This window comes from Roseinatronobacter alkalisoli (assembly GCF_028745735.1).
In the GTDB taxonomy this organism is placed as follows: domain Bacteria; phylum Pseudomonadota; class Alphaproteobacteria; order Rhodobacterales; family Rhodobacteraceae; genus Roseinatronobacter; species Roseinatronobacter alkalisoli.
This window is the reverse complement of sequence record NZ_JAQZSM010000007.1, coordinates 15346-42067: the sequence shown is the minus strand read 5'-3', so window position 1 is coordinate 42067 and position 26722 is coordinate 15346. Positions and strand designations below refer to the sequence as shown.

The following is a 26722-nucleotide window of genomic DNA, read 5'->3' as shown; positions in this document are numbered from 1 at the left end:
GGAAGACCTTGTGGTATTCCACATCTATCCGCTTAGCGCTCCTTGCTTCCGTTGGGAATCTTGTGTGAGGTGCAGAACACTAGCAACTGGTGATCATCAACACCGGAAACAGCGTAAACGCTGTGGCCACCAGTCCGATCCATGCGCCTGCGCGTGGCAGATAACGTGACACGCCCTGCCCCCCCGCAGGCAGCGCGCGAAACAACAGCCCATGCGCCAGCAGCCCGCCCCCCCATAGCGCGACCAGCAGCATATGCGCGCGCAAAGTCAGGCTTTCAGGGCCGGGGCTGCCCGCACAAACGGTCCCATGCACCGCATAAAGCAACGTGAACATGACGGCCCACAGCGTCGGGCCAGCCAATGACAGGGCAAGCCACCTCATGGCGCACCTGCCTGCACCAGCACGACCGCCACGGTAATGCCCGCTGTCACCGCCGTGAACATCTGCCAGTTCCCCCACGCAGCGATGGCCCCGCGCCCGGTCTGCGGTGCAATCTCGCCGCGCCGGAACTGGTCAGCCGTGAATGCCGCCATCGCCGCCCCCACCAGCACATGCAGCCCCACATAGCCCAGCATGGCGGCGCGCAGCGCATCGCGCGCATGCGCCCTTGGGTCATCAAGTTGCACAGCCAGCCATGCCAGCGCCACCAGGGCCACCAGATTGCAGCCCAGCCCCGCCCAGCTTGCCCCGCGCCCGGCATATCCCGCAGCGAGTAGCCGCGCAAAAACCGCCGCCCCTGCGACCGCAGCAAGGCCAATGACCAGCGCAATACCTGCCGCCGGGTTCTGCACCAGTGCAGGCGGCGGCGGCGGTCCTTGTGTCACCACGCTCAGGAACCCCAGCCCGAACAGAAGCGATGCAAACAGCGCCCCATCCGCCACCAGAAGTGCATGCAACCCGCTTTGCGCCAATGTCGGGGGTGTCGCCCGGTGATGCACCGGCATATCGACGCCCGGCGCAATCGTCACCGGGGCCAGATCACCCACCGGGGCCATGCCCCGCGCCCAGACCCAGACCAGCCCTGCGACCGGTGCCAGCGCGACAGCCGCCAACGCATACAGACTGGCCAGCATCAACAGCACAAACACCGCGATACATGCCGACAGCACCAGTGGTAGCGCGGTGTTGCCCGGCAGGACCGCCACATGGCAGGGACGCGCATTGCCCGCAGTCGTGACCAGCACTTCACGCCGCCCGCGCGGCGCACCGGGCAGCGCGCCCACACCCCGCGCCAGCGCATGGATCACCTCTCGCGCGGGTCCGCCCTGATGACGCCGCAATGGCAGGGACGCAAAATTGTAATTGGGCGACGGCACCGGCATTGCCCAGTCCAGTGTCGGCGCGCGCCACGGGTCACGGCGCGCGCGCTGGCCAAGGGTGGCCTGCAGGATCAGGTCCACCGCGAACATGGCAAACCCAATGGTCAGCACGAACCCGAAAATAGAGGATGTCAGGTTCAGCGCCACCCATTCGGGATTGTCGGGATAGACATCAATCCGGCGCGGCATACCCAGCAACCCGGTCAGATGCATGATGAAAAACGTACCATGAAACCCGATCAGGATGACACAGAACGCGGCCTCCCCCAGCCCCTTGACGCGCGCCTTGCCAGTGATCAGCGGCATCCAGTACGTGGCCGCCGCCATCATCGGGAACACAAAACCGCCAATCAGCACATAATGCAGATGCGCGGTCACAAAGGCCGTGTCATGCGCCTGCCAGTTGAACGGCACGATGGCCAGCATTACACCCGTCAGCCCCCCCATCACGAAGGTCAGGAAAAACCCCAGAATATGCAGCATCGGCAAATGCAGTTCCGGCCGCCCCTTCCACATCGTGCCGATCCAGGCAAAGACCTGCACGGCCGTCGGCACGGCCACCAGAACGGACGCGGCAGAAAAGAAGGCCAGCGCCATATGCGGAATGCCCACTGTAAACATATGATGCACCCATAACCCGAAAGACAGGAACACCAGCCCCAGAATGGCCGCAACAATCGCGCCATAGCCCAGAATGGGCGTGCGGCACATGACCGGGATGATGGTGGACATGGCCCCCGCTGCGGGCAGGAAAATGATATACACTTCCGGGTGGCCGAACAGCCAGAACAGGTGCTGCCACAGCAGCGGGTCACCGCCGCGCGCCACATCGAAAAACGGCCAGTCGAAGGCGCGCTCCACCTCCAGCAGCACTGATCCTGCAATCAGCGGCGGGAACCCCACCAGCATCATCGCAGCCGTGCCCAGCATATACCACGCAAACAGCGGCATTTCCGTCAGCTTCATCCCCGGCGCACGCTGACGCAGGATGGTGACGGTAATTTCCACTGCCGCCGCAATCGCCGAGATTTCGACGAAAGTAACCCCCAGCAACCACACATCGGCATTGATGCCGGGGCTGTGGGTGGCATCCGACAGGGGCGTATACATGAACCAGCCATCCCGCGGCGCCACCCCGAACAGAAGGGCGCCCAGCATGATCAGCCCGCCGAACAGATAGCACCAGTACCCCAGCGCGGTCAGGCGCGGGAATGCCATGTCGCGCGTGCCCAGCAGTTTCGGCAACAGCCAGATGCCCAACCCCTCCAGCATCGGAATGGCGAACAGGAACATCATGATACTGCCATGCATGGTGAAGATCTGGTTATAAAGTTCCGTGTCCAGAAACGCGCCCTGATGGGTGGCAAGCTGCGTGCGGATCAGCATCGACAGAATCCCGCCAATGGCAAAGAACACAAACGCCGTTGCCATGAAGCGCAGGCCCAGTGTGGTATGACTGACCGCTGTGACCTGCCCCCACCACCCCCGGTCATTGGCCCAGACCCGCGCCAGTTCGCGGTGCAGCCGCAGCGCGCGCTGCGGCGGGTTGGGCGGCAGATCAGACGATCCGCCCACGGCCACAGGTTCGGGATGCGCCAGGTCTGTCATGGAAACTCCTGCCCATTGGTGTCAGTTTCGGGGGTGGTGTCGGGGCCAGTATCAGGGTCAGTATCGGGGTCAGCGGGGGGCCAGTCGTCATGCGCGACCACCACAAACCGCATGCCCGCATGGCCCAGCCCGCAGAATTCCGCGCACAGCCCGTCAAAGCGGCCCGCGCCATCGGTCTGCACGCGCAACCGGTTTACACGGCCGGGAATGGCATCCATCTTGCCGCCAAGGCGCGGCACCCAGAAGGAATGAATCACGTCCTGTGATGACACCAGAATATCCACGGGCTGGCCCGCAGGGATATGCAGCACGCCGTCGCTTTCCACCGGCTGACCGTCTGCGCCGTCATGGGTGAACTGCCATCCCCACTGGAATGCATGCGCATGCACTGTGACCGCGCCATCATCGCGCGGTAAAATCCGTTCGCCCACCCATAGCCCGACCCCCAGAAGTGCTGTCAGAACCGCCAGCGGAAACCACAGGCCCAGCCCGTAAACCCAACGCCCCTGCGCCGTCCGGCGGGGGGCACCCCATGCAAAACCCAGCAGGACCAGCACAAACGCGGTTATCACCCCCGCGCCCGCCAGCATGACCCACCACAGCAAGGCAATGTCGCGCGCGATATGCCCGCCGGGGTCCAGTGTGGACAATGGCCCCGCACATGCCGCCAGCGCCAGTGGCGCGACCCATATCAACGCCCGCCCTGTCATAGCGGGTCAAACCGCGCCGGAATGGCATTCCCGCGCGGTTCCCGCAGGAATTCCGGGAACAGCGCGATCAGGTCATCCAGCGCGGGTTTGGCCAGCACCAGCCACAGCACCAGCCCCATCAACGGCAGCAGCGCCACCAGCGCAAAGGCAGCGGGCGGCAGGCGATAGGCTTCGCGCCGCTCGCCCGCCTGCACAACGACATGCCCCAACCAGGCATGCACCAGCACCATGCCCGACACGGCAACCAGCTTGACCAGCAACCAGGTATCCAGCACCTCCTGGGCGAAAATCAGCACGGTTCCCGCGATCACCGCGATCACCGCCGCAGGCGTCAGGACAAGCTGATAGCTGTAATGCGTCAACCAGCGGAATTCACTGAAACCGGCCTGATTGCGCGATGCATGCGCATGCCTGTAGGTCTGGATAATGACCGGCAACAGGATCAGCCCCGCGCACCAGACGGACAGGGCCGCGATATGCAGCGCCTTGAACATGGCAATCATACACGCGCCCCCTGCCACAGGGTCCGCCATGCGATGATCGCGGCGAGAACCGCCAGCGGCACCATGCCCGGCACCCACATGATCAGCCCGGCCAGTTGCTGATCTTCCAGCGCGTTCAGGCCAAAGCGCGGCGCATGGGCCAGATGTTCGGCATAAAACGCGCGCGGCGCGAAGGTCAGCAGCGCGCCAAGAACGCCCATCTGCCCCACCAGCGACACCAGCCAGACCAGCCCCGGAACACTACCGCGCCCCTGTTTGCCCAGCACCGCTGACCAGAACGCCCAGCCCGGCAGGATCAGCGCCATCTGCAACCCCCAATAAACCGCCGCGCTGTCCCATGCCGCGCTATAGACAACCGGCAGGTGCCACAGCCACAATGCCGCCGACAGGCCAAGAAACGCCAATGCCTGCGGGCCGCGCCGCCACGGAAACGCCATGGCCAGCGCCGGGGCCAGCACGGCAATCACCACCAGATGATGCAGCGTGCGCGCCGAAAACAGCGCAACTGTCATCGCACATAACGGCGACACAAATGCCAGCACCGCCGCGAATACCGCCACGGCGAAGGCGCGCTGCCGCATGGGGCCTTGCCCGCGCAACAGCCAGACCCCGGCCCATGCCGCCCCGCCAAGGCAGGTCAGCAGCACAGGGTCCAGGTTCCAGGCCATAAGCCATGCCTGCGGGTCGGGGGCCGGGCCGCAATAGGGAAAATCGGGTTCCATCACATTCCGTTGTTGATCATGTCCACTCACCCAACGCGCCGGGCAGACGCCGGTTCCGGACCGTCGCGCAGGAAATTGAAAAGGGCGCAGCAGATGCCCGCGCCCTTTTCAGCCTGATCCATCAGGACAGTTCAGAAAACGCCAAACAGAAATAGCAGAATTATTATCGGTATCGGTATGCCGATTACCCAAAGCAATATACCACGCATGCGATCTTCCTTTCATGGTCAGAACAGGTTTTCGTTACCTCTGATACTTAACGGGCAAACCGGATCAAGGTTCCGAAAATTCAATAACTAGTTGATAAATTAATAAAAAACGCCCCGCCGGAAACCGGCGGGGCACATTGCTTCATTCATACGCGCTGCGGTGGAAGTCCCGCTGCGGCAGGCGGGGATTACCCTTGATATTCAGGCAGGGTTTCCAGCTGCTCCTGCGTCATCGGAACCTGAACACGCACATTGCCGGTTGCATCGTCCCACATGATTTCGATGTCATTGGGTTCAAGGGCGACTGTATGGCTTCCCAGTCCCAGAAACCCGCCCACATCGATGATGATATGGGTGACGACGCCATCATCTGCCAGAACCACATCATCGACAGTGGCGATATTGTCACCTTCGGCGCCGTGGACACTGGCCCCCAGCAGGTTATCGGCTGTAAGATCCTGTTCCCCCATCGCGGTGTAACCGTCCTGTGCGGCGGGGTCAGCGCCTGCCATGTCGGACTGTTCGCCCAGCGCCGGGTCAGTGCCGGTCATGTCTGTCTGGCCGGTCATGGTAGCATCATTCTGCACCATGTCACCGTCGTCATCCAGCATGCCGATATCCTGCCCGGCTGCCGCGTCATCATATATCTGCGCTTCATAGCCGATGGAAAGTTGTGCTTCATCCCATTCCGGCAGGGCTTCCAGCTGTTCCTGACTCATGGCGGCCACGACGAAGAAATCGGACAGATCTTCAGGCGCGGTGTCATCAGCCACGAAATACAATTCGTTGATGTCAACCATGACCGTGCGCGCGCCCAGGCCCAGGAAACCACCGACATCAATAAGAATGCCACGGATTTCGCCGTCCTTGGTCATGACGATATCGTCGATATTGCCGATATTCTCCCATGCGTCGCGGTTGGGGATGAAGGCGTCATTGCTTTCCCAGCGCATCCTTGTGCGGTCCCAGATACTGTGGTCTTCGGCCGCGCGGTCCTCGGTCAGGGTGCGGGTGTGTTCGGTATCAAGTGTGTAAAGATTCTTGCCCGTGAAGTCCGATGACAGGAAGGCAGGCACAAACTGGTTGTCGCCCCCAGCCATTGCAGTGGCATCGCCTTCTCCGGTGGCACCGGTCGTCTGTGCAACTGCGCCCGTCGCGGTGATGGCAACAATGGCGGTGGTCAGCATAAGCTTATTCATCTCGTCTCTCCTTTAGTGTCATTGACCTATTCAAAGGCTCTGCACACACAACAACGCTATGAAGGGAAAGTTCCAAATATTCTGAAAATATTAAATATAACAATTACTTGAACACAGGAACCTTAACACGAAGCATATCCGGCACCTGCAAACCAACCGTGATCTTCGCACCAGTCGCCACAAAAAAACCGCTGACCCGAGGACCAGCGGAGTTTGCCGAACAAAGCTTCATCATTCGACAGAGGGAAAGTTCAGACCCGCCCGGCCTAAGCCTTGCGGGGTCCGGCAATGAACCAGATGATCAGTCCGACCACCGGAAACAGAAGGACAAGCAATATCCACAACACCTTTTTGCCATCACTGGTCCGCGACCCCAGAATGGCCACAGCCGCCCAGATGACCAGCGCCAGATGGACGATGCCCAGAAAACCGGTAAAGTTCGTATTCATGTATTTCTGACCCTGTTGTGCAAACTACCAGAACCCAAACGCGCGTCCGCGCAGTTGGTTCCCGGAAAAATTACGGTGCGGGATAAAACGGGCGGAAACGGTTGTTGCGCTTCCCAAGCCCGCGCCAGCGTTGGGCCGGGGTCTGCCGGTCCGGCGTCATAGGAATTTCCTTTATCCACGCGGCACAATCCTGACATTCAAGGCCTGGCAAGACACCAGCGTAACCGGCAGGTCGCGGGACGGCCAGACCTATGGCGCGGGCCAGCCTCGCGGCCTTGATTCCGCGCCTTTGGGATGCGTACCCCCCAGCCCTACAGCGCCAGCGACAAGGCCAGCCATGCCGCCAGCGCGACCGCTAAGGCAGTCATCAGCAACGCATAAACAAGGGCGAGTTTCGGGCGCATGTCACACCAGTTCAAATATTTCGTAATCGATATGCCGCTCGCGCACCCCAAGCCTGTGCAGATCACGGCGCAAGGCTGCCAGCATCGGGCCGGGACCACACAGAAGATGCGGCCATTCGCGCGTATCCGCCGCCAGCTGGCGCGTCAGCATGTCGAAATCAATATGCCCGCTTTCGCCGTCCCAGTCATCGGGGGGGTCTTCCAGCACATGCACCAGTGTCAGGTTCAGCCGCCTGCGCAACACCTCCAGTTCATCGCGGAAGGCAACCTTGTCCCAGATCGGGTTGGCATAGATCAGAATGACCGGGCGCGGGTCGTCGCGCGCGTCCAGCGCATGCAGGTTCGACAGGATCGGCGTAATGCCTACCCCGCCCGCAATCATCACGAACCCCTTGGCGCGGGCCATCCGGTCCACGGAAAACGCGCCATACGGCCCGTCCACATAAGCCCGCGCGCCGATCTGTGTCTGCGCCAGCGTGGCGCTGTGGTCACCCAGCGCCTTGATGGAAAATGACAGGTTCGGGCCATGTTCGGGGGCTGCGGATATGGTGAAGGGGTGCTCGGTCAGGGCATAGGGGGAACGCTCAACCTTCAGCCATGCGAACTGCCCCGGCTTCCAGCGTTTCAGCGCCTGCCCTTCGGGGGCCAGTTCCAGCCGGTGCACACCGCCGCCTTCGTCATGGTTGGCAATCACGCGCCACGGGTTACGCGACTGCCACCAGGGGCGGATCAGCCGCGTGAACAGCAGAATTCCTGCCCAGCCCAGCGTCGCGCCCAGCCAGACCACGCGCTTTTGCGGCGTATCCGCCAGGTTCCCCACCCCCAGCACATGCGCAATCGCAGCAAGAAAGCCGATGATCGCCAGCGCCAGATGCAGCCTGCGCCACCATTCATATGGCAGGCGCAGCGCCCCGCGCCATTGCGAGGTGATGACCAGCCCGGCAAAACACACCAGCGCCACGCGCCCCGCCGTCAGTTCCCACCGCGCTTCAAGCGGGTTCAATTGCCCAAGGGCCGGTTCATGAAACACATAAAGCAACGCAAAATGCGCACCCATCAGCACCAGCGCCCCCCAGCTGAGATAGCGATGCGCCAGATAGACAATATCGGCCCCGAAAGGATGCGTGATCCAGCGCAGCCGACCTGTCAGCGCGAATTGCAATGTCACCATGGCCAGCGCGCCAAACCCTAGCCCCATGCTGAAATCCCAGCTCGGCCCGCCCGAAGGCACTGCCTCGCCCATCAGCAGGATCGCGGCAAAAGGCAGGCCCAGGGCCAGAATACCCAGACCGAACACCGCCCCCGCATGCAGGACAACCGCCCAAGGGCGGTCATGGGGTGACTGGTGCGCTTGCGCGGTCGCAGTGCTGTTCTTGCCGGAATCCTGGTCGGGGTCTGGCTCGGGACGAAGCATGTTCATCCTTGCGCAACGCGCCAACGGCATGCGGGTTCCCGCCGCGCCACACTCATGACGGGGTATCAGGCGCTTTCGTGCCGATCTGGTAGTCGAAGACCAGTTTGCCGCCATGCCAGCCGGTCACCGCCGTCAGCCCTGCCGCCACCAGTGACAGGCACAGGCCCAGCGGCAGCACCGCCTCTTCGGGCTGGCCAATGCGGTAGACCCAGTTCGCCCCGATCAGCGACAGCAGCATGACCGCCAGAATGAAATGCGTCCAGCTGGATGAACGGTTGCGTATGCCGCGCACCAGCAGCAATTCCACCGTGCCGGTCACCCCCGCCAGCACACCCATCACAAACGCCCCGAACGCAGCCCAGCCCGCCGCGCGCGCCCAGAATGCATCCCCGGTCCACCAATACAGCAGATCGGCCCCCAGCACCGACATCGTAAGCGCAATGGGAAAGGCCACCAGCATCGCATGCAGCGGGTGCCCCGAAATAGCAATAAGCGATTCCGTGGGATGCAGGGCGCGGTGTTCTTCAACCGGGTCAGTGAAACCAGTGTGTTTCTGTGTCATATCGCATCCTCCGGCCTTGATGCTGCGCGCGGTCAGGCCACGGCAGCGGGTTGCGACGGGGTCTGTTCGGCAATGCGCAACCGCACCTGCCATCCCGGTACGCCATCGCGCTGTGCTGGTCCTATTTCGATATCCCCGTGTATCTGCAACGCAAACGCAGTCATCAATTCCTGCCCCAGCCCATTGTCCATCTGTTCAGAACAGGTATCCGACACCGAATTCCACACGGTCAGTTCCGCAACCCGGTCAATGCTGGTCAGGCGGATATCCAGTTGCGTGCCCTGCGCGCCCGCGGGTGCCATGGCATATTTCAGCGCGTTGGTCAGGGCTTCGGCAAAAAGCAGCGATGCCGGAATGATCTTGTGATGCGGCAGATCCACAGCATCAAACTGCTTGGTGATCTGCATATCAGTGGAATCGGTACTGGCAATCGACAAGGTTTCCTGCAGGATGCTGTCAAAAAAACTGGCAGCATAACGTTCGGAAATGCGGTCCTGTTCATAAAGCGTGCGGTGAATTGTCGCCAGCGACCGCACCCGTGACTGAACCCCTTTCAGGATCGAGCGCGCTTCGCGGTCCTGCAGGCGACGCATCTGAAGATTCAGGATAGAACCGATAAGCTGCAGGTTATTCTTTACCCGATGGTGAATTTCCTTCAGCAGAATGGTCTTCTCTGTCAGCGCTTCTTCGCGTTCGCGTTCATCGCGCCGGATCAGCAAGGCCATCTTGGAAAATGTCGAATCAATCTCGCGCAACTCGCTTGGCGCTCTCTCTGGCAGGCGTTGGAATTCGGCCCTGTTGCCCAGTGCAAAGCGGCGCAGTTGCGAATTCAGGCGTTTCAGATGGCGCACCACCATGTAATCAACCGCGAACATGACAACCGCCAATGATGCAAACCACATCAGCACAGGAAAACTCAGCCGCCAGAAATTTATCACCGCCCCGGATGGCCATTGATCCGTGGACCAGCTGCCAAGCGCATAAAGCTGGCCGGGGATCAATTCCGCCAACGTGAACATGCGCCTTTCGCCGTCTTCGCTGACTTCGCGGAAAACCCCGTTGCGCTGCGCAAGGATCGACAGCAATTCGCTGCGGCCGGGCAATCGTTCGGCGGCATCGGGAATATCTGCGCTGGTCAGTGTTTCCCCGGCAGGGTTCACCAGATAGGTTGCGCGCAGGCCGCTTTGCTGGTCCAGTTCAGCGGCAATCAGCGCGAATGTATGCTGCGAGACAGAGATGCTCATATACCCCAGCAACGCGCCATCCACGAAAACCGGCCTGCTGGCGACGACAACAGGCCGGCCGGTAATCGCGCCATTGGGCTGAAAGCTGAAAAAACTGCGCGCGTTTGCCATGCTCGACTGCATGCGTTCCGAATTGCTGAAATCCACAGGCTCGCCTTGCGACGCGCAGGTCATCGTCCCGTCGCGCGGAACAAAACCGGCAAAGGCAAAAAGATCGGCGGCGCTGACAAATTCCCGCAGGAAATCCGAACAGGCGGCGGAATCATCCAGCTGTTCCAGCACCAGCGGCGTCAGGCGGTGCGCCGACAGCATGGCACTTTCCAGCAACCCGCGTTGCCCCGCAACCGCATCGATCGTCCGCCTGATCAGCATCGCGTCATTTGACCGGGCCTGCGCGCGCAGCGACTGGTATTCGGAATAGATCGAGATCGCCCCCAAAGGGGCAAGCGCCAGCGTCATCAATATCGCCAGCCGCGTTGCCAACCGGTCACTGATATCGAATATTGCCAATCTCTGTTTCACCCTCGTCATTGCAGGTCCGCGCAATATACGCGCACCGCGTTTCTGCATCTGACCCTACACTTGCGGATTCTGCGCGGCATGAAGAATACGCACACAGCCCGCCTGCGATCAGAACCCGTTCGGTGCGCCCGCCATCACCATCGCAACGGATTTGTCTGTCGTCGTCGGATTTTCACCCTTTTCCAGATGCAGCATTTCCGCCAACGCCTTGCGCGCCCTGTTCGCACGGCTTTTGATGGTGCCGGGGGCGCAGTTGCAGGTTTCTGCGGCTTCCTCGATGGAAAACCCCATAGCGCCAACCAGAATCAGCGCCTCGCGCTGTTCGACCGGCAGGAATTTCATTGCGGCATTCAGTTCCTGCAGGGCAAGGCGGCCGTCATGGTCGGGCTTGGATGCCATACGCGCGGTAAACACCCCTTCGCCATCGGACACTTCGCGCGACTGCTTGCGGCGCTTCGACAGATAGGTGTTGCGCAGAATGGTAAACAGCCAGGCACGCATATTCGTGCCCGCATTATACTGGGAAAACTTGGTCCATGCTTTCAGCACCGTTTCCTGAACCAGATCATCGGCGGCGGACACATCCCCCGACAGACCACGCGCGAAGGCACGCAGGGCGGGCAGATGGGTAACGATTTCGTCGCGCGGGTCAACAGCGGGGCCGTCAGGCGTTTGTGCGCCACTCATTGCTTGTCCGTTGCCTTCTGGGCATCCTGCTTTCGCAACGCCTCCAGCAGGTCGGTCAGGGATTTCGGCAGCTCTTCTGCTTCAGCATCACTATACAACCGCTTCAGGTTTTCGTCGATTTGCTGGGAAACCGATGGCGGAATGCCCTTCCTGTTTCCATGTTCCTTGCCACTCATTATAGCCATACAGCCTTTTGCTCCACAAATTCCAACTTGGCATTTTACGTTGCACCGCGCAAGTATGGCACTGATCGCAACGAGCTTGGAACCAAAACGCGGGCACATGCGTTCGGTTCCAAGGAAAGTATGTTTTTTTGCCCTGCCCGATGGACGCTGCGCCACGGCGGGCACTGATTGGAACCTGCAGATGATGCCGCAATCTCAAGGAGAGAAGATGTCTATGTCCATGCGTATAGCAAAAGAGCTGCCATATCTGCGCCGTTACGCGCGCGCACTGACGGGCAGCCAGCAGACAGGCGACAGATACGCAGCCGCAACACTGGAAGCAATACTTGAAGACAGATCCCTGCTTGACAGCGACATTACCCCGAAACTGGGGTTGTTCCGGGCCTTTCACACGGTCTGGCAGACAACGGGTTCCCCTGTCAACGACGACCCCGCCACCGCGCCCGAAGCGCGCGCGCAATCACTGCTTGCCAATCTGACCACCAATACCCGCGAAGCCCTGCTGCTGCGCTCGTTGGAAGAATTCAGCTATGGCGACATCGCGCAGATCATTCAGGTCACTGAAGCAGAGGCTCAGGAACTGGTATCCATTGCCTATACCGAAATGTCCCGTTCGGTGCAGGGCCGCATCCAGATCATCGAAGATGAACCGCTGATCGCGCTGGATATCAAAAGCATTGTCACCGAAATGGGCCATGAGGTGACAGGGATCGCGCGCACCCATACCGAAGCCGTGGCACTGGGCAACCGCACGCGCCCGGACCTTATTCTGGCCGATATCCACCTTGCCGATGATTCATCAGGCGTGGAAGCGGTGGCAGAACTGCTACGAGACAATGCCGATATTCCGGTCATCTTCATCACCGCCTATCCCGAACGCCTGCTGACAGGTGAAAAACCTGAACCCGCCTTCCTGATCACCAAACCATTTGAGGAAGAACAGGTCCGTTCTGCGGTGTCACAGGCAATGTTCTTTGCATCCACAACAACACTGAACGCCTGAACGCAGATCAGCCAGAACCTCGCGCAGCACCCGCCGCCGCGCGCACAAAGGCCCGGACATGTCCGGGCCTTTGCCATTCCGGCCCGCATGCGTTTTCCGGCAGTCATTTTCTTCGCGCATCGACATCGAATGCGTCAGAAAACCGCTCATGCGCAGATTAAACCGGAACCGAACCCGCCTTCATCCGTTTTTCTGTCAGATGCTGCAAGACGGCACCACATCAATGGAAGGAAAAAACATGCTAGGTTGGGCACTGACTTTTCTGATCGTCGCACTTATTGCCGCGGCACTTGGTTTCTCAGGCATCGCGGGCGCCGCATCATCCATCGCGCAGATCCTGTTTGTGATCTTCATCATCCTGTTCGTCGTTGCGATGATCGCACGCGCAGTTCAGGGTCGACCGCCTATGTAGGCCCCCCTCTTTTCCACAGGAAGAACGCCATGAAACCCACTGAAATAAAACACCTTCATCCAAAACTTGATGCTGCGGCGGGTGAAACGGTCACAACATCCCCCGACCCCGGAATCAATCCGGGCGAAGACCGGGTCGCATTGATTGCCGAAGCGCATACCCGCGTTCTGGACATCACCGAGGGGTTTGAAAAACTAACCGAGAAGGCCGAACCGGACTTCAGACCTGTTGCCGAAACATATCTGTTCATGCACCGCAAACATGAAGCCGAACTGGCGGCATATCTGCGGCAATGCGGGCATGAACCGGATAATGACGGATCATTTTTCGGCGCGGTCAACCGGGCATTGGTCGAAATGCGGTCCTGGTTTGAAGAGGTCGATGACGCTGTCATGGACCGCATCATTCAGGGCGAAAAACATGTGCTGGACGCCTATGAAAATGCCCGCAATGTCGGACAGACCGTCGAAGCAAACGCGCTGCTGACACGCCATATGTCGGAACTCGACCGGCTGATGCAGAAACACGCGGGCTGATAGGGTGGCGTAATTTCAGGCGGCCCTTGACGGGCGGCCTGAAACAATCGCTGACCGGCACATAAAGCCCGCGCTATCGGCGGGCCGGGGGTTGCCGGTCCCACGCCCGGAGAAGTTCACTTTATGCAGGCGGAATACTCCGGCATCAAAGGACTGAACTGACGCGGGCGGCACCGGCAGGCAGCAAGACGGCCCGCCGATAGCGTGGGCCAGCCTTGCGGCCTTTGCTCCGCGCTTTTGGGGATGCACCAGCCACCGCATCATACCGGAATCAACCCGTCGCGCGCCCGCCCGCCGCGATCACGCCGCCCTAGCCTTCCGCCTTTTCCGCCAGTGCCAGCCAGTCTTCCTCGGCAGCGGCCAGCTTTGCCTGACGCTCGGACAATGCCTCTGTCGCCTTGCGGAATTTCACAGGCTCGCGCGTGAACAACGCCGGGTCCGACAGCAATTCCGCCAGCTTCGCAATCTCTGCTTCCAGCCGCGCAATCTCTGCGGGCAGTTTTTCCAGCCGATGCGCTTCTGTATAGCTCAGCGCGGGTTTGCTTTGCGCCTGCTTGGCGCGGGGCTTGCCCTTCTCGCTGCCGCGCGCCGCAGGGGTGGTGGCCCCGGCGACTGGCGCGCTGTCAGGGCGCTGTGCCAGGTAATCCGACCAGCCACCGGCATAGGCCGTCACCTGCCCGTCCCCGTCAAACACCAATGTGGTGCTGGCCACACGGTCAATGAAATCGCGGTCATGGCTGACCAGCAGCACAGTGCCGTCAAAATCCCCCAGCAGATCCTGCAACAGATCCAGCGTTTCCACATCCAGATCATTGGTCGGTTCATCCAGCACCAGCAGATTGGCCGGTTGCGCCATGATCCGCGCCAGCAACAGACGCGCCTTTTCGCCGCCCGACAGCGACCGCACCGGCGCGCGCGCCTGCGCTTCGTCGAACAGGAATTCCTTCAGATACCCCACAACATGCTTGGGCGTGCCCCGCACCATGACCTGATCGGCCTGCCCGGACACGCGCATCAGCGGATCCCCGGTCAGGTTTTCCCACAGGCTGGCATTGGGGTCCAGCTGCGCGCGGGACTGGTCGAATACCGCCATTTCCAGATTGGTGCCGCGCCGGATAGTCCCGCTGTCGGGGTCTTCGCTGCCCGTGATCAGACGCAGCAGCGTGGTCTTGCCCACGCCATTCGGGCCGACAAAGGCCACCCGTTCCCCGCGCATCACCCGCAGCGAAAAATCACGCAGGATCACCCGCCCGTCATAGGCTTTGTTCACGCCCTCAAGTTCAGCCACCAGCTTGCCAGAGGGGGCGGCGGTTTCCAACGCCATCGCGGCCACGCCCTGACGCCGGATCTGGCCTGCGCGTTCATCGCGCAGCGCAGCCAGCGCGCGCACACGGCCCTGATTGCGCTTGCGCCGCGCGCTGATCCCTTCCACCGCCCAGCGCGCTTCCGCCTTGATCTTGCGGTTCAGCTTGTGGCGCGCATCATCTTCTTCGGACCAGATCTTGTCGCGCCAGTCTTCGAACCCGTCGAAACCGGCCTCGCGCCTGCGCACCTGCCCGCGATCCACCCATAGCGTGGCGCGGCTCAGCGCGCGCAGAAAGGCGCGGTCATGGCTGATCAGCACGAACGCCGCGCGGGTTTCACGCAACCGCGCTTCCAGCCAGCCAATGGCGGAAATGTCCAGATGGTTCGTCGGCTCATCCAGCAGCATCAGTTCCGGCGCTTCGGCCAGCAGCTTGGCCAGCGCCGCGCGGCGACGCTCGCCACCTGATGCAAGGGCGGGGTCAAGTGCCGGGTCGAAATCCAGCCCTTCGGCGGCCATTTCAACCTTGTAATGCTCCGCCGGGTCCAGCGCCTGCGTGGCATAGGCCCCCAAAGTCGCAAAGCCCGAGAAATCAGGATCCTGTTCCATATACCCCACCGACACACCGGGCGAGAGCGCGCGCGTGCCGCGATCGGCTTCCGCCAGACCGGCCATGATTTTCATCAGGGTGGATTTTCCGGACCCGTTGCGCCCGACCAGCGCCACACGGTCGCCGGGCTGGATCACCATATCAAGCCCGGCGAAAACAGGGTCGCCCCCGAAAGTCAGGGAAATGCCGGATAACTGAAGAAGGGGTGCCTGTGCCATGCGCGCGGTATAGGGGGCGGCGCGCGCCGGGAAAAGCGAAATCTTGTCCCCGCCTGCCCCCGGCATCTGCCCCGCCCGCAGATGGCCCGCCCACCCATCCCCGCTGCGCTGCCTGCGCAGCACAGCTTGCCATCCGCGGGCGGGGCAAACACGGTCTGCGCGCCAGTCCAGCACGGCCATGATCGCCGCAGCAATCGCTTCCAGATAGCGCGGATCAGACGCGCGCGGCTCCTGCACCGGGGCGCGCGCCAGCGCCACGGCCATCAATGTGCCATTGCCAAGGCGCGGATGCACCCGCCCGAATACCTTGCGGTAGCGGTCGGCGTGATGGGCGTCGCGCAGCATATCGCCCATCACCTGCGGCCATGCCGCCTGCGTGCGCGCCATCAGCACACGGGCGGCGGCGCGGATATCGCCATGGGTGATCTCGCGCATCAGCGCACCCGCCAGCGGGGGCGGCCCGCGCGCGGGTGGCAAGCTGTGGCGCGCATGCGCCGCAGCGGGGCGGGTGGGTGGGCCACCTGCGCGCGGGCCGCATAGCTGCGCCCTCTCACAGCGCCACCTCCAGCCGTGCAAACGGTCCTGGCCCAACAATATCCGACAACTGCGCCACCTCAATGGCGAAGGCCGCCCCCGCGCCATCCGCCTGCTGCTCTGCCAGTGCGTAGGTCCAGAAGGGCGCGTCCAGCACCTGCTCGCGCAGCACCTGCGCCCCGTCGCGCACGCGCAGCACATAGCGTTCCGCCACTTCCGACAACGGCACTTCTGCCGCGCCCCAGCCATCGCCGCCGCGCCGCGTGCGCCGCACCCAATGCAGCGCAACATCACCCCCCGCCTGCACAGTGGCGCGCAGATGCGCAGGCCGGTAAGGCCGCAGCCCGACGCCCGCGAAAACCTGTTCATGGTCGCGGTGGCTGGGATCGCTCAGCGGGCGGCTGGCCGGGCCAATGCGGTAGCTGCGCGCCAGCCCCAGGCCGTCCAGCGGCAGGCCAAGCTGCGCAAGCCGCGCGTCCAGCATCACCACCACCGCGCCCGCAGGCCAGACCGTCGGCATCACCCCATCCGTGCCCTGCTGGCCGCGTAACCGCAGGCGCAATTCATATGTATCAGGCGCAACCAGTTCAGCCTGCGCAAACTGAAACAGCTCCCACGCCCCGCCAGTGCCGATGGCCATCAGGTTCGCCCCTGCCAGCACATCAGCAGGCGCAACCGATGTCAGCTCCCCTGCCAGCATCCGCACCCGCAGCGCCACGCCCCGGTCCCACAGCCCCGCTGGCGCGGCGGGCAGCGCGGTTTCGCTTATCCCCACCCGTGCGGGCGCACCGATCATGGCTTCCAGCTCAAACGCGCCGCCAATGCCCGCGCGGTGCACCGCCACCGCGCCGCGCCAGGGCTGCGCGGTTACGGCCAGCCAGGGCGCCTGCGCCACTTCCTCGCCCGTAATCAGCGGCAGGTCCAGAAACAGCGCCTGCACCGGCGCGGGCGCTTCATAGCCGGTCAGCAACGGGGCCTCGCGCGCGGCATCCCCCCAGCCATAAAGGCCGGGTTCCACGCGCGTGGCTTCCACGGCCCGCGCATCCGACAGTGTCGCGCGGTCAATCCGCCACAGCCCTGTCGCCCCGTCCGTGCCGTCCAGCGCGACCACATCGCCCGCGCCAAGCGCACTGGACGGGGGCAGCGCAAAACGCGCTGTGTCGCGCGCGACACGCGCTTCCGCCAGCCAGCGCTGCGCGATCAGCTGCGCCTCGCCGGCCGTCATCACCAGCGGCAGGTCCGACCCCGCCGCCCGCTGCGCGCTGTCATCGGGAAAGGCCGCTTCCGCCAGCCGCATGTCGAAATCCGCACCTTCCTCGACATAGCCCAGCCGGATGCGTCCGGTCAGGTCAGCTTCCGGCGCGCGCACCAACGTCAGATCGCCCCCCTGCCCCTCCACCAGATCATCACCTGTCAGCCGCGCAAGGGGCCGGGCATGGCGCATGGCGAATATCAGCTTTCCGTCACGTTCCGCCGCCTCCACCCCATATGCCAGCATCAGCGATTGCAGCATGGCCCGCGCGCTGTCGGTGGACGGGGCCGCGAAACCGCGCACCACACCATAGACGCGCGACACATCCACATCCATAACACCCGCCTGCGCGCAGATCGCAGTAATCACCGCGTCCAGCGGCTGGCCTGTCGCGCGCCCGGTCAGCCAATGCCCGCGCGCCCAGTTCGCGCCATCTTCCCACAGCGCAAGATTGCCCGGAAACCACGGATAAGGCCGCGCGTCCCAGGCCCAGGCATGGGCGCGCGACATATCCACCATCGGCCCGTCATAAAGTTCCGACACCGGGTTATGCGCCCGATCGCCCCAATACTCGCCCATGGCGCGGAAATACTGCATCTGGATCGCATCATCGCGCCAGCCGCGCGAAAAATGCGGCACAGCGCTTTCGCTGGATTTGGGGTCAGTAAATACATTCGGCTGGTTGGTGCCCCGGTCAATCGCGGCGCAGCCATATTCAGTAAACCAGAAGGGTTTGGACCGTGGCACCCATGCCGTGGGCTGCACGCTGCGCACCCCGCCCACGCGGTCATGATGGTCATTGCCCCACCAGCCCGCCAGATCCTTGGTGCGCCAGATCCAGTGTTCCTGCCATTCGCTTGCATCCACAATCGGGGTGCGGTTCTGTGCCTTGCGGTCCAGATCGCTGGCATAATACCAGTCATACCCTTCGCCGCCTGCGATATTGGCCTTCAGATAAGCCAGATCATGCACATCCCCCCAAGGCGCATCCAGATGGTCGGTGCCATCGCGCCAATCCGACAGCGGCATGTAATTGTCGATGCCGATGACATCGATGTTGTCATCGGCCCAAAGCGGGTCCAGATGGAAAAACCGGTCGCCATTTTCGGTGATATAGCCGAAATATTCCGACCAGTCGGCGGCATAGGTCAGTTTGGTATCCGGCCCAAGGATCGCGCGCACCTCTGCCGCCAGCGCAATCAACGCGGCCACAGCGGGAAAGCTGTTGCCCGGTCCGCGAATCTGCGTCAACGCGCGCATTTCCGACCCGATGCAGAACGCATCCACCCCGCCCGCTGCCGCGCATAGTGCCGCCTGATGCAGGATGAAGCGCCGGTAGCGCCAGTCCTGCGGGCCGGCATAGCTGACCACATTGCCCGAAATGGTGAAATCACTGGCCTGCGCGGTGCCGAAAAATGCCGCGACTTCATCCGCAGCCTGCACGGTGCCGTCGGGGCTGCCGCTTTCGCCGGGGGCTTTTGCCGTGGTAATGCGCCCGCGCCATGGCAGATGCGGCTGGCCATCCGCATCCGACCACGGGTCTGGCAAGGCGTTGCCTTGCAGGATTTCCATCAGCACGAACGGGTAATAGACCACCTTCTGCCCGCGCGATTTCAGCCCCGCAATCGCCTGCAGCACTGATGCATCCGACGGCGTGCCGCCATAAACGGGCCGCCCGTCCTGCCGTGCTACCTGCGGGGTTTCTTCTGCACTGCGCCCGGCCACGGACCATGGCGCGGCAGGGGCGTTGCGGTCGGAATATTCGACCTTGGGTTCAATCCGGCATTCCCCCGCGCGCAGATCATCGCCAAACCATGCCACAATCAGCAACGCGGATTCGCAATTGGGCAATTCGCGCGTCAATGCGTCCAGCGATGCATCCAGATCAACGCGGCCCGTCGGAGAATTCAGGTTTTGCGGCACTTCAACCGCATTCGTCAGGCCCAGACCCAGCAGGCCCCACCCTGGCACCGCCGCACTAGTGCCCGCATCCGTCGTTGTATAAACCGGCGTGGTGGACAGAACGAAATCCCCGCTGCCGGGCATCAGCGCCACAGCGCGCAGATGATCGGTCAGCGACCCGTCGGGCGTGGCGCGGATCACTTCGAAACTGAATTGCGGCACGCGGTTGCCATAGGCACCAAGTTCCAGATCCTCGATCACGACATAGGCAACCCCGCGATAGGCGGGTGCGTGCCCCGCGCCCTGCACGGCATCAATCAGCGGGTCGGGCAACTGGTCCTCCTGCCCGGTATAAACGCGCAGGTTCAGATCCGCAGGCGCAATTTCCTGCCCGTCCGCCCAGATGCGCCCGACCCCCAGAATGGGGCCTTCGCACAGCGCAACCGCCAGCGACACCGAATAGCTGTATTCGCGCATTGTCGGTTGCCGGGGTTTCTTGCCGCCGCCACCCCCCCCGGAGATGCGTATATCTTCCAGAAAATCGCTGGCCCAGATCACCTGCCCGCCCAGCCGCACCCGGCCCCAGACCTGCGCAACAGGTGTCCCTTCAGATGCGCCGGTCAGGCGCAGGCGTTCAATGCGCCCCCCTTCAATAATCTGCGAGCCGCCGCCCATCAGGCGCTGGTCGATCATGCGCCCGACCGTTGCGCCGACCGCACGGCCGATCACCATGCCCGACAGGCCAAGGACGGCCCCGCCAAACCCTGATCCGATGGCCGCACCGGCCGCTGCAAGCACTATGGTTGCCATGTCTTACTACTCCGTTTTCAGCCCTTTGGCAGGGCGGGAAAATCAAACCGCGCCACAATGCGCCGCGCCCAGGGGGCCGAAAGGGGGGCTTCAATCACGCCGGCGCGCGGGCAGGCATGGACCAGTGCGCCCCCGCCGCCCGATTGCAGCCCCAGATGTTTGGCCATCGCATTCGGCCCCATGCGAAACAGCAACACCTGCCCGTCAGAAACCCGCGTGGTTTCAAGCAGATGCGCGCGAAGCGCCAGCAATAGCGGTTCGGTTCCAGCCCGCTCTGACCAGTCGGGCGCATAGGGCGGCACATCCGGCCCCACGCCGCCGTAAAGCGCGCACCACACCCCGCGCACCAGCCCCAGACAATCCGCGCCCGCACCGCGCATTGCCGCGCGGTGGCGGTAGGGCGTGCCGATCCAGCCGCGCGCAATTTCCAGCGCGCGGGTATTCGGGGGGGGTGCAGGTATCATCGCGCTAACCCCTGATCCTGCCGCCACGATTGGGCTGGCCCTGACGGGGATAGGCGGTCATCCAGTCTTCGCCCGGAATATGGGGAAAGCCCCGGAAATTCAGGAAATTGGCGAATTTCAACCGGCAGGTTCCGGCCTGTTTGTCGCACCCCGCTTCCAGCCGCACCATGTCCCCCGCAGCCAGCGGCGCGCGGATGCTGTCCCACAGCGTGATGACGCGCGCGCCCTCGTCTGCCCGGTCTGCCCGCACCAGCCCGGTCAGCCCTGCCGCCTGCCCGGTCTGGACAATGACGCGGCCCTGCGCGAACCAGCCCGCGCTGACCGACGGCACTGGCGCAAACCGCAGTTCCGCGCCATCCATCGCGATCAGTGGCACCTGCGCAAAATACCCTGCGCTATTCAGGTTGAATCCGCAGGCCCCGTCGCCCAGCACCGCATTGCAGGCCGCGTGATAAACGCGCCCCCCTTGGGTATTCAGCGCCTCTGACAACCCGCGCAATTCGGCGCGGAAGGCCCCGCCCGCGCGGGTAATCTCGCCCAGAGAGCCGCGAAACAGAATCCGGCGCTGCGCCACATCCGCCCAGTTCACCTGCCAGATGACCAGCCCAGCCCCGTCATAGCGCCCCGCCATGATGTCAGACTCATTCAGGCCGGCATCCACCAGCGCGCCCGCCGCTTCGGAATTGTCCACCGCCAGCCCTGTCACCTGTTCCAGCGCACGCGCCGACAGGCCCGCATTGGCCGCAAATGTCACGCCATCAAAAGTCAGATCGCAATCATGATCGGTGAATCCCAGCACCGCGCCATCCGCGCGCGTCACTGCCCAGGCGCGCGCAACCGTGGTTGCGCCGCTTTGCAGGTGGTCCTGCAGGCCGCCGGTCATAAGCGCACCTCGATCACCGGCACACGGGGCACTTCGCCCGCGCGGAAACTGGCCACGGAAATCTGCAGCACATCAGTGTCAAACCGCACCGGCACGTCGAATTCGAACCCGGCGCGGATTTCCACACCGGTTTCGGGCGGGCGCTGGAATGTGACAATGCCGCTGCCCGCATCCACGCTGTAATCATTGCCAGCAATCAGCCCGTCCTGCCCCACTGCGGCCAGCACACTGCCCGCAACGGGTTTGGTCACCGCGCGCCAATAGGTCTGCGCGCCGGATGCATAGGCTTTGCGCAGGGCGAATGCCCGCGTCTGCCCGTCACCATGGCCCAGCAACTGGTCCTGCGCAGTGATGGCCACCGATGCTGGCGCAGACCGGAAATCGCCCCAATCCTTCCAGCGGAAAGCATGCAGCATGCCCTGTCGCGCCTCAAAGAACGCGATCAGCGTTTCCAGATCATCCAGCGCGCGCAGCCCGGTGCCTGCATCATAGCGCCTGCGCGATGCGGACCATGGGCTGTTGCGTTCTTCATACCCGTTGGCAAGGCGCACGATTTCTGTGCGCCGTTCCGGCCCGCCCAATGCGCCGAAACTCAGCACAGGGGGGAATCTGATGTCATGAAATGCCATTGATGCGGCGTCCTTTCGTGTCAACGGTTGCGCTGGCCCTGCGCCAACAGGCGCGACATCTGCGCGGCGATCTGGGTCTGGCTGCGTTCAAACCCCGCAACATCGGGGGTGGTGACATGGATGGTGACATTGACCGCGCCGCCCCCGCCGCCCGCCGCCCGCACGCCCAACCGCCCGTCAGGCCCGCGTGACAGTGGCATGATGGCTTCTGGTCCCGCCTCGCCCATCACACCGGTTGCCCCGCCGCGCATGGGAAATGCCGTGGCCTGACTGACCACCCCCCCCTTGGCAAAAGGCATCACCCGACCCGCGCTGAACGCGCCGCCTTGGGCAAACGGCATGACCGCGCCCATCATCCCCGCAACCCCTTGCGCCAAGGCCGAGCCAAAGGCATTCTGCACCGGGCGCATGGCGGTGTTATAGACCGATTGCGACATGCTTTGCGCCAGACTGCGCAGCGCGTCCTGCAAGCGCGTCCCGTCAAGTACCACCCCGTCAAAGGCACGGCGCAACCCGGACCCGAAATTGCGCGACAGGCTGTCCACTTCGCGCCCGGTAAATGTCAGGCTGCGGCCCAGTTGCGCCAATTCACTGTCGAAATCCGCGACCAGCCCGGCAGACTGGCCAAGGCGGGTTTCCAGCGCGTCCAGCTGGGTTTCAAATTCGGAAATGCGGCTCATCACTCAGGCCCTTTCGCTTGGTCGGGATAGCGCGCGGCCAGATCTTCCAGCCGTGCGCGTGTCAGGGGGGCGGGGGCGCTGTCCAGCCCCAGCATGATCATCAGTTCCACCGGCGTCAGCGCCCAGAAATCGCGCGGATGCAGGCGCAGCCGGTGCAGGCCAAGGCGCATCAGCGCGGGCCAGTCAAAGTGCGGCGGGGTGGTCATGCAGGCGGGGTGAAGGCATGGGCCAGCAGACTGGCGGCAACGCGCGCAGCGCCTTGCAACCCGCCTTCGATTTCAGCGCTCATCAGATCAGCCGCGCTGCCCTGCCAGCCGCCACCGCGCAGACCGGCCACCACCAGCGCCAGCACGTCGCGGCTGGAAAACTGCCCACCTTCAAACCGTTCGACGAGTGCAAGGATGGTGTCGGTGCCCATGGCGGTTTCCAGTTCGGCCAGCGCGCCAAGGGTCAGGCGCAGCACATGCGCGCGCCCGTCAATGGTCAGGGTCACATCGCCTGCGAAAGGGTTGGCCATGGCTATACCGCCACGAAATCAAGCCGGCCCGCAGATGCCAGCGACAACTCGAACGTGGCTTCGCCATTATGGCTGCCTGCGTAATCAAGGCCGGTCAGCATAAACGGCCCTTCAATCACGCCGAAATCAGGGATGATGACCTGAAAATCCGGGGTTTCGCCATTGAAGAAGATGGCGCGCGCGCGTTCATCGGTGCCTGCATCGCGAAACACGCCTGCGCCGGAAATACTGGCAGATTTCGCGCCAGCGCCGCCCAGCAATTCACGCCACCCCCCTTGGGACGACAGCGATGTGACATCGATGGTTTCGGCGTTGAAGGACACGCGCGTTGCGCGCAGCCCTGCCATTGTTTCGAACTGGCCGTCGCCAGTCATATCGACCTTGATCAGCAGGTCTTTGCCGTTTTGTGCGCCCATGGCGATACCTCCGGGAATGGGAAATCAGTCGTTATCTTCAAGCCGCGCGCGAAAGCGCAGGTCGATGCGGCGGGTCTGGTTGCCTTCCAGCTTGCGTGCCTGCGCACGCTCAAACCACAGCCCCACCACACGCCCGCGTGCCAGTGCAGGCAGGGGCGTGGCCAGCACATCGCAGATGCGCGCGGCAATATCCTTGGCGGCCAGAAAGCCGGTGGCGTTGGTGACCACGGCAATTGTCAGCCGGTGTTCCGCGCCCGCGCCGGTCTTGTCGGACCGGTCGATGGCGTCTTCGGTGCCGATCAGCGCATAGGTTGCGGGCGGTGTGGCAGGCGGGATGGCGTCATAAATCGCGCCCTGCAAGGCCGCCTGAAGCGTGGCGTCATTGGCCAGATGCTGGAAAATCGCAGCTTGCAGCGCGGGTGCCATGGCATAGCTCATGCTGGGGCCTCCTCTATGGCGGTGCAGATCAGGTAGCGGCCCTGCGCGTCAGCCTCGGCCACTGCCAGAATGCGGAAAATACGCGCCCCTTCGCGCAGGCGCTGGTCCGGGCGGGGCCGCTGACCCACCCCTTGCGGGGCCGCGCGCAGGGTGATGCGCAGCCGCACTTCGCCCATGGGGCCAAGTGTCGCCAGCCTTTCGCGCCCGCTGCCCGCGCGGATTTCGGCCCAGAGTGTGCCAAGGGCCTGCCATGTGGTGGCAAACCCGCCCGCGCCATCAGGGGCCGTCACCGGCGTTTCCAGCACCAGCGCGCGGGTCAGTCGGGGTGCGCGCGCACTCATGCCCGTCCCCCAAGGCGGATGTCGCGCCAGCGTTCCAGCAGGGCGCGGATGCCGAAATCCATATCCGGCGCGGGGCCAGTATCGCGGTGTTCATAATATTGCGCGGCCAGCAGCAGCACGGCCTGGCGCAGATCGGCGGGAATGTCCTCCCATGCGGCACCGAAACCGGCAGCGAAGGTAATTTCAACCGCGCCGCGCGACGGGATGGCGGGCAGCGCAGACCCCGCAGCAATAATGCGCGGGCGCGCCCCATCGGCTTGCAGGATATAGCGGTCCGGGGGCACGACAGACTGTGCGCCCAGCCGGTCAATCAGCACCAGTGCTGTGACCTGCGCCACAGGCGCGCGCGGCAGGGTTTGCGCGTAATCATCACGCCAGCGCGTCAGGCGCAGGGTGTAATCGCGCAAGAGCAGCGCGCGCGACACCCGCCCTTCCACCGCGTCCAGCGCGGCGCGCAAATACTGTTCCAGAAGCGCATCTTCGGTCACGGCATCGGCAAATCCCGACGACAGGCGCAGATGATCCCGGAACGCCGCCAGCGGCAGGGCAGACAGGGGAATGGGGCTTGTTGCTTGCAGGTCCATGACAGCAGCCTTTTGCGCAGGGTTCAAAGGAAATGGGGGATCGGGGGCACGCGCAGCGTGGCCTGCCTGCACATGCAGGGGCGCGCAATGGGAACACCGGACAGGCAGAACCCGCACCCCGCGCACCCCCTGCCCGCCCGGATGCGCGATTGCGCAACCGGACGGGTTGGCGACAGGGCCGCGCGATCAGGCGCGCAGCCCCGAAACCCGTGATCAGCTTTCGGCGAATTTCAGCAGTTTGATGGCCTTGAAATCCGACACATCGCCGCCCACACGCTTGGTGGCATAGAACAGCACATGCGGTTTCGCGCTGAACGGGTCGCGTAACACGCGCATATCGGGGCGTTCGGCGATGGTATAGCCCGCCTCGAAATCGCCAAAGGCAATGGCGCAGGCTTCATTGGCGATATCGGGCATATCTTCGGCCACCAGCACCGGATAGCCCATCAGCCGCGCAGGTTCGCCCGCTGCCAGCCCGTCCGACCACAGGAAGCGGCCATCGGCATCTTTCATCTTGCGCACCGCGCCTGCGGTTTTGGAGTTCATCACAAACACAGCATTCGCGCGGTAGGTCGCGCCCAGCGCATAGACCAGATCGACAATCGCATCCGCCGCGTTGGAGCCGGCAAAATCGCCTGCGGCACCGGTGGCGATATAGCCCAGATTGCCCCATTCCCACAATTCATCAGGAACATCGGAATGCATCAGGAACCCGCGCGGCTTGTCCACCCCATCGCCATTGATGAAGGCGGCTGCTTCGGCGCGGGCGAATTTGCCCGCGATGCGCGCAGCAAGCCAGCCTTCGATGTCAAACGCGCTGTCGTCCAGCAGGCGCTGGCTGGCCTTTGGCATGGCCGACAATTCATGCAGGCGGATGGGAATGCGGTCAATCCTGGGGGTGTCGGATTCGATTGTGTCCAGCGCCTCGGTTGCCCAGCCGGTGGACACATCCGTATGATCGACCAGCACATCGAAGGAGGTCGATTCAACTGTCACCACAGACGCAATCGCGCGGATGGATGCAGTTGCGTGCAGCACCCCGCGGATGGCCTGCGCGGTTTCGGGGTCCACCAGATAGCCCCCATCGGCGGAGACCTGGGTATTCAGGCCCTTGGTTTCCAGATCCAGCCCGCGCATGGGCGTGTCATCGCCCGAACGCAGATAGGCATCAAATGCCTTATGGTGCAGGGTCGCGCCTGCATCTGCGCTGCTGAGCACGGGGCGGGCGGGGGAAAGTGCGGTCTTGCGGTCCAGCATGGTCAGTCGTTCTTCCTGTTGTTGGAATTTGCGGATGATTTCGGCCTGAAATGTGCCGAATTCGGTGGTGAAATCCTGCAAGGCAGTTTTCAGTTCGGGCGCGTCCGGCGTGGATGTGCCGGTCCGGCCCGCAGCCAGTGGCGCGGGGTCTGTCATGTCGCTCTCTCTCTTGCGAAAATGAAGATTGGGGTGGTG

General features: G+C 63.2%; 28 protein-coding genes. 3 read left to right on the top strand and 25 right to left on the bottom strand.

Going from position 1 to position 26722, the window contains the following annotated elements:
- Positions 1 to 79 precede the first annotated feature (79 nt).
- The 12 genes from PUT78_RS09585 to PUT78_RS09530 form a co-directional block, all read right to left on the bottom strand.
- Complete coding sequence (locus PUT78_RS09585) at positions 80 to 382, bottom strand: hypothetical protein (RefSeq protein WP_274352042.1); 303 nt, start codon at positions 380 to 382, stop codon at positions 80 to 82.
- Entirely contained in the window at positions 379 to 2928 is a 2550-nt protein-coding gene (gene ctaD / locus PUT78_RS09580) for a cytochrome c oxidase subunit I (protein WP_274352041.1), read from the bottom strand. The genes PUT78_RS09585 and ctaD overlap by 4 nt, the downstream gene beginning before the upstream one ends.
- Positions 2925 to 3638: a cytochrome c oxidase subunit II gene (locus PUT78_RS09575; RefSeq protein ID WP_274352040.1), complete on the bottom strand. Its 714-nt coding sequence runs from the start codon at positions 3636 to 3638 to the stop codon at positions 2925 to 2927. Before PUT78_RS09575 ends, ctaD begins: the two co-directional genes overlap by 4 nt.
- Positions 3635 to 4141, bottom strand: a complete 507-nt coding sequence (locus PUT78_RS09570) for a CopD family protein (RefSeq protein WP_274352039.1) — start codon at positions 4139 to 4141, stop codon at positions 3635 to 3637. The genes PUT78_RS09575 and PUT78_RS09570 overlap by 4 nt, the downstream gene beginning before the upstream one ends.
- Entirely contained in the window at positions 4138 to 4863 is a 726-nt protein-coding gene (locus PUT78_RS09565) for a cytochrome c oxidase assembly protein (protein ID WP_274352038.1), read from the bottom strand. Before PUT78_RS09565 ends, PUT78_RS09570 begins: the two co-directional genes overlap by 4 nt.
- A gap of 397 nt (positions 4864 to 5260) precedes the next feature.
- Positions 5261 to 6271 (bottom strand): PRC-barrel domain-containing protein, encoded by a 1011-nt coding sequence (locus tag PUT78_RS09560; RefSeq protein ID WP_274352037.1) that lies wholly within the window; start codon positions 6269 to 6271, stop codon positions 5261 to 5263.
- 266 nt (positions 6272 to 6537) lie between these two features.
- Positions 6538 to 6720 (bottom strand): PLD nuclease N-terminal domain-containing protein, encoded by a 183-nt coding sequence (locus tag PUT78_RS09555; protein WP_274352036.1) that lies wholly within the window; start codon positions 6718 to 6720, stop codon positions 6538 to 6540.
- Positions 6721 to 7125: 405 nt separating this feature from the next.
- Positions 7126 to 8538 carry a ferredoxin reductase family protein gene (locus tag PUT78_RS09550; RefSeq protein WP_274352035.1) on the bottom strand — a complete coding sequence of 471 codons (1413 nt, stop codon included), beginning with the start codon at positions 8536 to 8538 and terminating at the stop codon, positions 7126 to 7128.
- A gap of 52 nt (positions 8539 to 8590) precedes the next feature.
- Positions 8591 to 9100 (bottom strand): DUF2231 domain-containing protein, encoded by a 510-nt coding sequence (locus PUT78_RS09545; protein WP_274352034.1) that lies wholly within the window; start codon positions 9098 to 9100, stop codon positions 8591 to 8593.
- Positions 9101 to 9132: 32 nt separating this feature from the next.
- Positions 9133 to 10854: a sensor histidine kinase gene (locus PUT78_RS09540; RefSeq protein WP_274352033.1), complete on the bottom strand. Its 1722-nt coding sequence runs from the start codon at positions 10852 to 10854 to the stop codon at positions 9133 to 9135.
- Positions 10855 to 10974: 120 nt separating this feature from the next.
- On the bottom strand, positions 10975 to 11553 hold the full coding sequence (locus PUT78_RS09535; RefSeq protein WP_274352032.1) for a sigma-70 family RNA polymerase sigma factor: 579 nt from the start codon (positions 11551 to 11553) through the stop codon (positions 10975 to 10977).
- On the bottom strand, positions 11550 to 11729 hold the full coding sequence (locus PUT78_RS09530) for a NepR family anti-sigma factor (RefSeq protein WP_274352031.1): 180 nt from the start codon (positions 11727 to 11729) through the stop codon (positions 11550 to 11552). The genes PUT78_RS09535 and PUT78_RS09530 overlap by 4 nt, the downstream gene beginning before the upstream one ends.
- Before the next feature lie 217 nt (positions 11730 to 11946).
- Here PUT78_RS09530 and PUT78_RS09525 point away from each other — a divergent pair, with 217 nt between their 5' ends.
- The 3 genes from PUT78_RS09525 (at position 11947) to PUT78_RS09515 (ending at position 13689) form a co-directional block, all read left to right on the top strand.
- Complete coding sequence (locus PUT78_RS09525; RefSeq protein WP_274352030.1) at positions 11947 to 12741, top strand: response regulator; 795 nt, start codon at positions 11947 to 11949, stop codon at positions 12739 to 12741.
- Positions 12742 to 12979: 238 nt separating this feature from the next.
- The gene (locus PUT78_RS09520) at positions 12980 to 13153 is read left to right on the top strand and encodes a DUF1328 domain-containing protein (RefSeq protein ID WP_274352029.1); all 174 of its coding nucleotides are present in this window, start codon (positions 12980 to 12982) and stop codon (positions 13151 to 13153) included.
- A 29-nt stretch (positions 13154 to 13182) separates the two neighbouring features.
- Positions 13183 to 13689, top strand: a complete 507-nt coding sequence (locus PUT78_RS09515; protein ID WP_274352028.1) for a DUF2383 domain-containing protein — start codon at positions 13183 to 13185, stop codon at positions 13687 to 13689.
- Between the two features lie 310 nt (positions 13690 to 13999).
- Here PUT78_RS09515 and PUT78_RS09510 read toward each other — a convergent pair whose 3' ends face one another.
- The 13 genes from PUT78_RS09510 to PUT78_RS09450 form a co-directional block, all read right to left on the bottom strand.
- Complete coding sequence (locus PUT78_RS09510) at positions 14000 to 16255, bottom strand: DUF7742 family protein (RefSeq protein WP_476453965.1); 2256 nt, start codon at positions 16253 to 16255, stop codon at positions 14000 to 14002.
- A 115-nt stretch (positions 16256 to 16370) separates the two neighbouring features.
- Complete coding sequence (locus PUT78_RS09505; protein ID WP_274352027.1) at positions 16371 to 20318, bottom strand: baseplate multidomain protein megatron; 3948 nt, start codon at positions 20316 to 20318, stop codon at positions 16371 to 16373.
- Positions 20319 to 20335: 17 nt separating this feature from the next.
- On the bottom strand, positions 20336 to 20782 hold the full coding sequence (locus PUT78_RS09500) for a C40 family peptidase (RefSeq protein ID WP_274352026.1): 447 nt from the start codon (positions 20780 to 20782) through the stop codon (positions 20336 to 20338).
- 4 nt (positions 20783 to 20786) lie between these two features.
- Positions 20787 to 21665, bottom strand: coding sequence for a DUF2163 domain-containing protein (locus PUT78_RS09495; protein ID WP_274352025.1), 879 nt, complete (start codon positions 21663 to 21665; stop codon positions 20787 to 20789).
- A complete protein-coding gene (locus PUT78_RS09490) occupies positions 21662 to 22294 on the bottom strand; it encodes a DUF2460 domain-containing protein (protein ID WP_274352024.1) in 633 nt (210 codons plus the stop codon). Before PUT78_RS09490 ends, PUT78_RS09495 begins: the two co-directional genes overlap by 4 nt.
- Positions 22295 to 22314: 20 nt before the next feature.
- Positions 22315 to 22974, bottom strand: coding sequence for a phage tail tape measure protein (locus tag PUT78_RS09485; RefSeq protein WP_274352023.1), 660 nt, complete (start codon positions 22972 to 22974; stop codon positions 22315 to 22317).
- Positions 22974 to 23180: a rcc01693 family protein gene (locus tag PUT78_RS09480; protein ID WP_274352022.1), complete on the bottom strand. Its 207-nt coding sequence runs from the start codon at positions 23178 to 23180 to the stop codon at positions 22974 to 22976. Before PUT78_RS09480 ends, PUT78_RS09485 begins: the two co-directional genes overlap by 1 nt.
- Positions 23177 to 23491 carry a gene transfer agent family protein gene (locus PUT78_RS09475; RefSeq protein ID WP_274352021.1) on the bottom strand — a complete coding sequence of 105 codons (315 nt, stop codon included), beginning with the start codon at positions 23489 to 23491 and terminating at the stop codon, positions 23177 to 23179. The genes PUT78_RS09480 and PUT78_RS09475 overlap by 4 nt, the downstream gene beginning before the upstream one ends.
- 2 nt (positions 23492 to 23493) lie before the next feature.
- A complete protein-coding gene (locus tag PUT78_RS09470; protein WP_274352020.1) occupies positions 23494 to 23907 on the bottom strand; it encodes a phage major tail protein, TP901-1 family in 414 nt (137 codons plus the stop codon).
- A gap of 24 nt (positions 23908 to 23931) precedes the next feature.
- Entirely contained in the window at positions 23932 to 24345 is a 414-nt protein-coding gene (locus tag PUT78_RS09465; protein WP_274352019.1) for a DUF3168 domain-containing protein, read from the bottom strand.
- The gene (locus tag PUT78_RS09460) at positions 24342 to 24686 is read right to left on the bottom strand and encodes a head-tail adaptor protein (RefSeq protein WP_274352018.1); all 345 of its coding nucleotides are present in this window, start codon (positions 24684 to 24686) and stop codon (positions 24342 to 24344) included. The genes PUT78_RS09465 and PUT78_RS09460 overlap by 4 nt, the downstream gene beginning before the upstream one ends.
- Entirely contained in the window at positions 24683 to 25270 is a 588-nt protein-coding gene (locus PUT78_RS09455) for a head-tail connector protein (protein ID WP_274352017.1), read from the bottom strand. Before PUT78_RS09455 ends, PUT78_RS09460 begins: the two co-directional genes overlap by 4 nt.
- Positions 25271 to 25483: 213 nt before the next feature.
- Complete coding sequence (locus tag PUT78_RS09450) at positions 25484 to 26683, bottom strand: phage major capsid protein (RefSeq protein WP_274352016.1); 1200 nt, start codon at positions 26681 to 26683, stop codon at positions 25484 to 25486.
- Positions 26684 to 26722: the final 39 nt, after the last annotated feature.

Bases quoted from the DNA above. Each gene is read 5' to 3' on its own strand.
- PUT78_RS09585 (WP_274352042.1), bottom strand. From the start codon at position 382: ATGAGGTGGCTTGCCCTGTCATTGGCTGGCCCGACGCTGTGGGCCGTC.
- ctaD (WP_274352041.1), bottom strand. From the start codon at position 2,928: ATGACAGACCTGGCGCATCCCGAACCTGTGGCCGTGGGCGGATCGTCT.
- PUT78_RS09575 (WP_274352040.1), bottom strand. From the start codon at position 3,638: ATGACAGGGCGGGCGTTGATATGGGTCGCGCCACTGGCGCTGGCGGCA.
- PUT78_RS09570 (WP_274352039.1), bottom strand. From the start codon at position 4,141: ATGATTGCCATGTTCAAGGCGCTGCATATCGCGGCCCTGTCCGTCTGG.
- PUT78_RS09565 (WP_274352038.1), bottom strand. From the start codon at position 4,863: ATGGAACCCGATTTTCCCTATTGCGGCCCGGCCCCCGACCCGCAGGCA.
- PUT78_RS09560 (WP_274352037.1), bottom strand. From the start codon at position 6,271: ATGAATAAGCTTATGCTGACCACCGCCATTGTTGCCATCACCGCGACG.
- PUT78_RS09555 (WP_274352036.1), bottom strand. From the start codon at position 6,720: ATGAATACGAACTTTACCGGTTTTCTGGGCATCGTCCATCTGGCGCTG.
- PUT78_RS09550 (WP_274352035.1), bottom strand. From the start codon at position 8,538: ATGCTTCGTCCCGAGCCAGACCCCGACCAGGATTCCGGCAAGAACAGC.
- PUT78_RS09545 (WP_274352034.1), bottom strand. From the start codon at position 9,100: ATGACACAGAAACACACTGGTTTCACTGACCCGGTTGAAGAACACCGC.
- PUT78_RS09535 (WP_274352032.1), bottom strand. From the start codon at position 11,553: ATGAGTGGCGCACAAACGCCTGACGGCCCCGCTGTTGACCCGCGCGAC.
- PUT78_RS09530 (WP_274352031.1), bottom strand. From the start codon at position 11,729: ATGAGTGGCAAGGAACATGGAAACAGGAAGGGCATTCCGCCATCGGTT.
- PUT78_RS09525 (WP_274352030.1), top strand. From the start codon at position 11,947: ATGTCTATGTCCATGCGTATAGCAAAAGAGCTGCCATATCTGCGCCGT.
- PUT78_RS09520 (WP_274352029.1), top strand. From the start codon at position 12,980: ATGCTAGGTTGGGCACTGACTTTTCTGATCGTCGCACTTATTGCCGCG.
- PUT78_RS09515 (WP_274352028.1), top strand. From the start codon at position 13,183: ATGAAACCCACTGAAATAAAACACCTTCATCCAAAACTTGATGCTGCG.
- PUT78_RS09510 (WP_476453965.1), bottom strand. From the start codon at position 16,255: ATGCGCGAGATCACCCATGGCGATATCCGCGCCGCCGCCCGTGTGCTG.
- PUT78_RS09505 (WP_274352027.1), bottom strand. From the start codon at position 20,318: ATGGCAACCATAGTGCTTGCAGCGGCCGGTGCGGCCATCGGATCAGGG.
- PUT78_RS09500 (WP_274352026.1), bottom strand. From the start codon at position 20,782: ATGATACCTGCACCCCCCCCGAATACCCGCGCGCTGGAAATTGCGCGC.
- PUT78_RS09495 (WP_274352025.1), bottom strand. From the start codon at position 21,665: ATGACCGGCGGCCTGCAGGACCACCTGCAAAGCGGCGCAACCACGGTT.
- PUT78_RS09490 (WP_274352024.1), bottom strand. From the start codon at position 22,294: ATGGCATTTCATGACATCAGATTCCCCCCTGTGCTGAGTTTCGGCGCA.
- PUT78_RS09485 (WP_274352023.1), bottom strand. From the start codon at position 22,974: ATGAGCCGCATTTCCGAATTTGAAACCCAGCTGGACGCGCTGGAAACC.
- PUT78_RS09480 (WP_274352022.1), bottom strand. From the start codon at position 23,180: ATGACCACCCCGCCGCACTTTGACTGGCCCGCGCTGATGCGCCTTGGC.
- PUT78_RS09475 (WP_274352021.1), bottom strand. From the start codon at position 23,491: ATGGCCAACCCTTTCGCAGGCGATGTGACCCTGACCATTGACGGGCGC.
- PUT78_RS09470 (WP_274352020.1), bottom strand. From the start codon at position 23,907: ATGGGCGCACAAAACGGCAAAGACCTGCTGATCAAGGTCGATATGACT.
- PUT78_RS09465 (WP_274352019.1), bottom strand. From the start codon at position 24,345: ATGAGCTATGCCATGGCACCCGCGCTGCAAGCTGCGATTTTCCAGCAT.
- PUT78_RS09460 (WP_274352018.1), bottom strand. From the start codon at position 24,686: ATGAGTGCGCGCGCACCCCGACTGACCCGCGCGCTGGTGCTGGAAACG.
- PUT78_RS09455 (WP_274352017.1), bottom strand. From the start codon at position 25,270: ATGGACCTGCAAGCAACAAGCCCCATTCCCCTGTCTGCCCTGCCGCTG.
- PUT78_RS09450 (WP_274352016.1), bottom strand. From the start codon at position 26,683: ATGACAGACCCCGCGCCACTGGCTGCGGGCCGGACCGGCACATCCACG.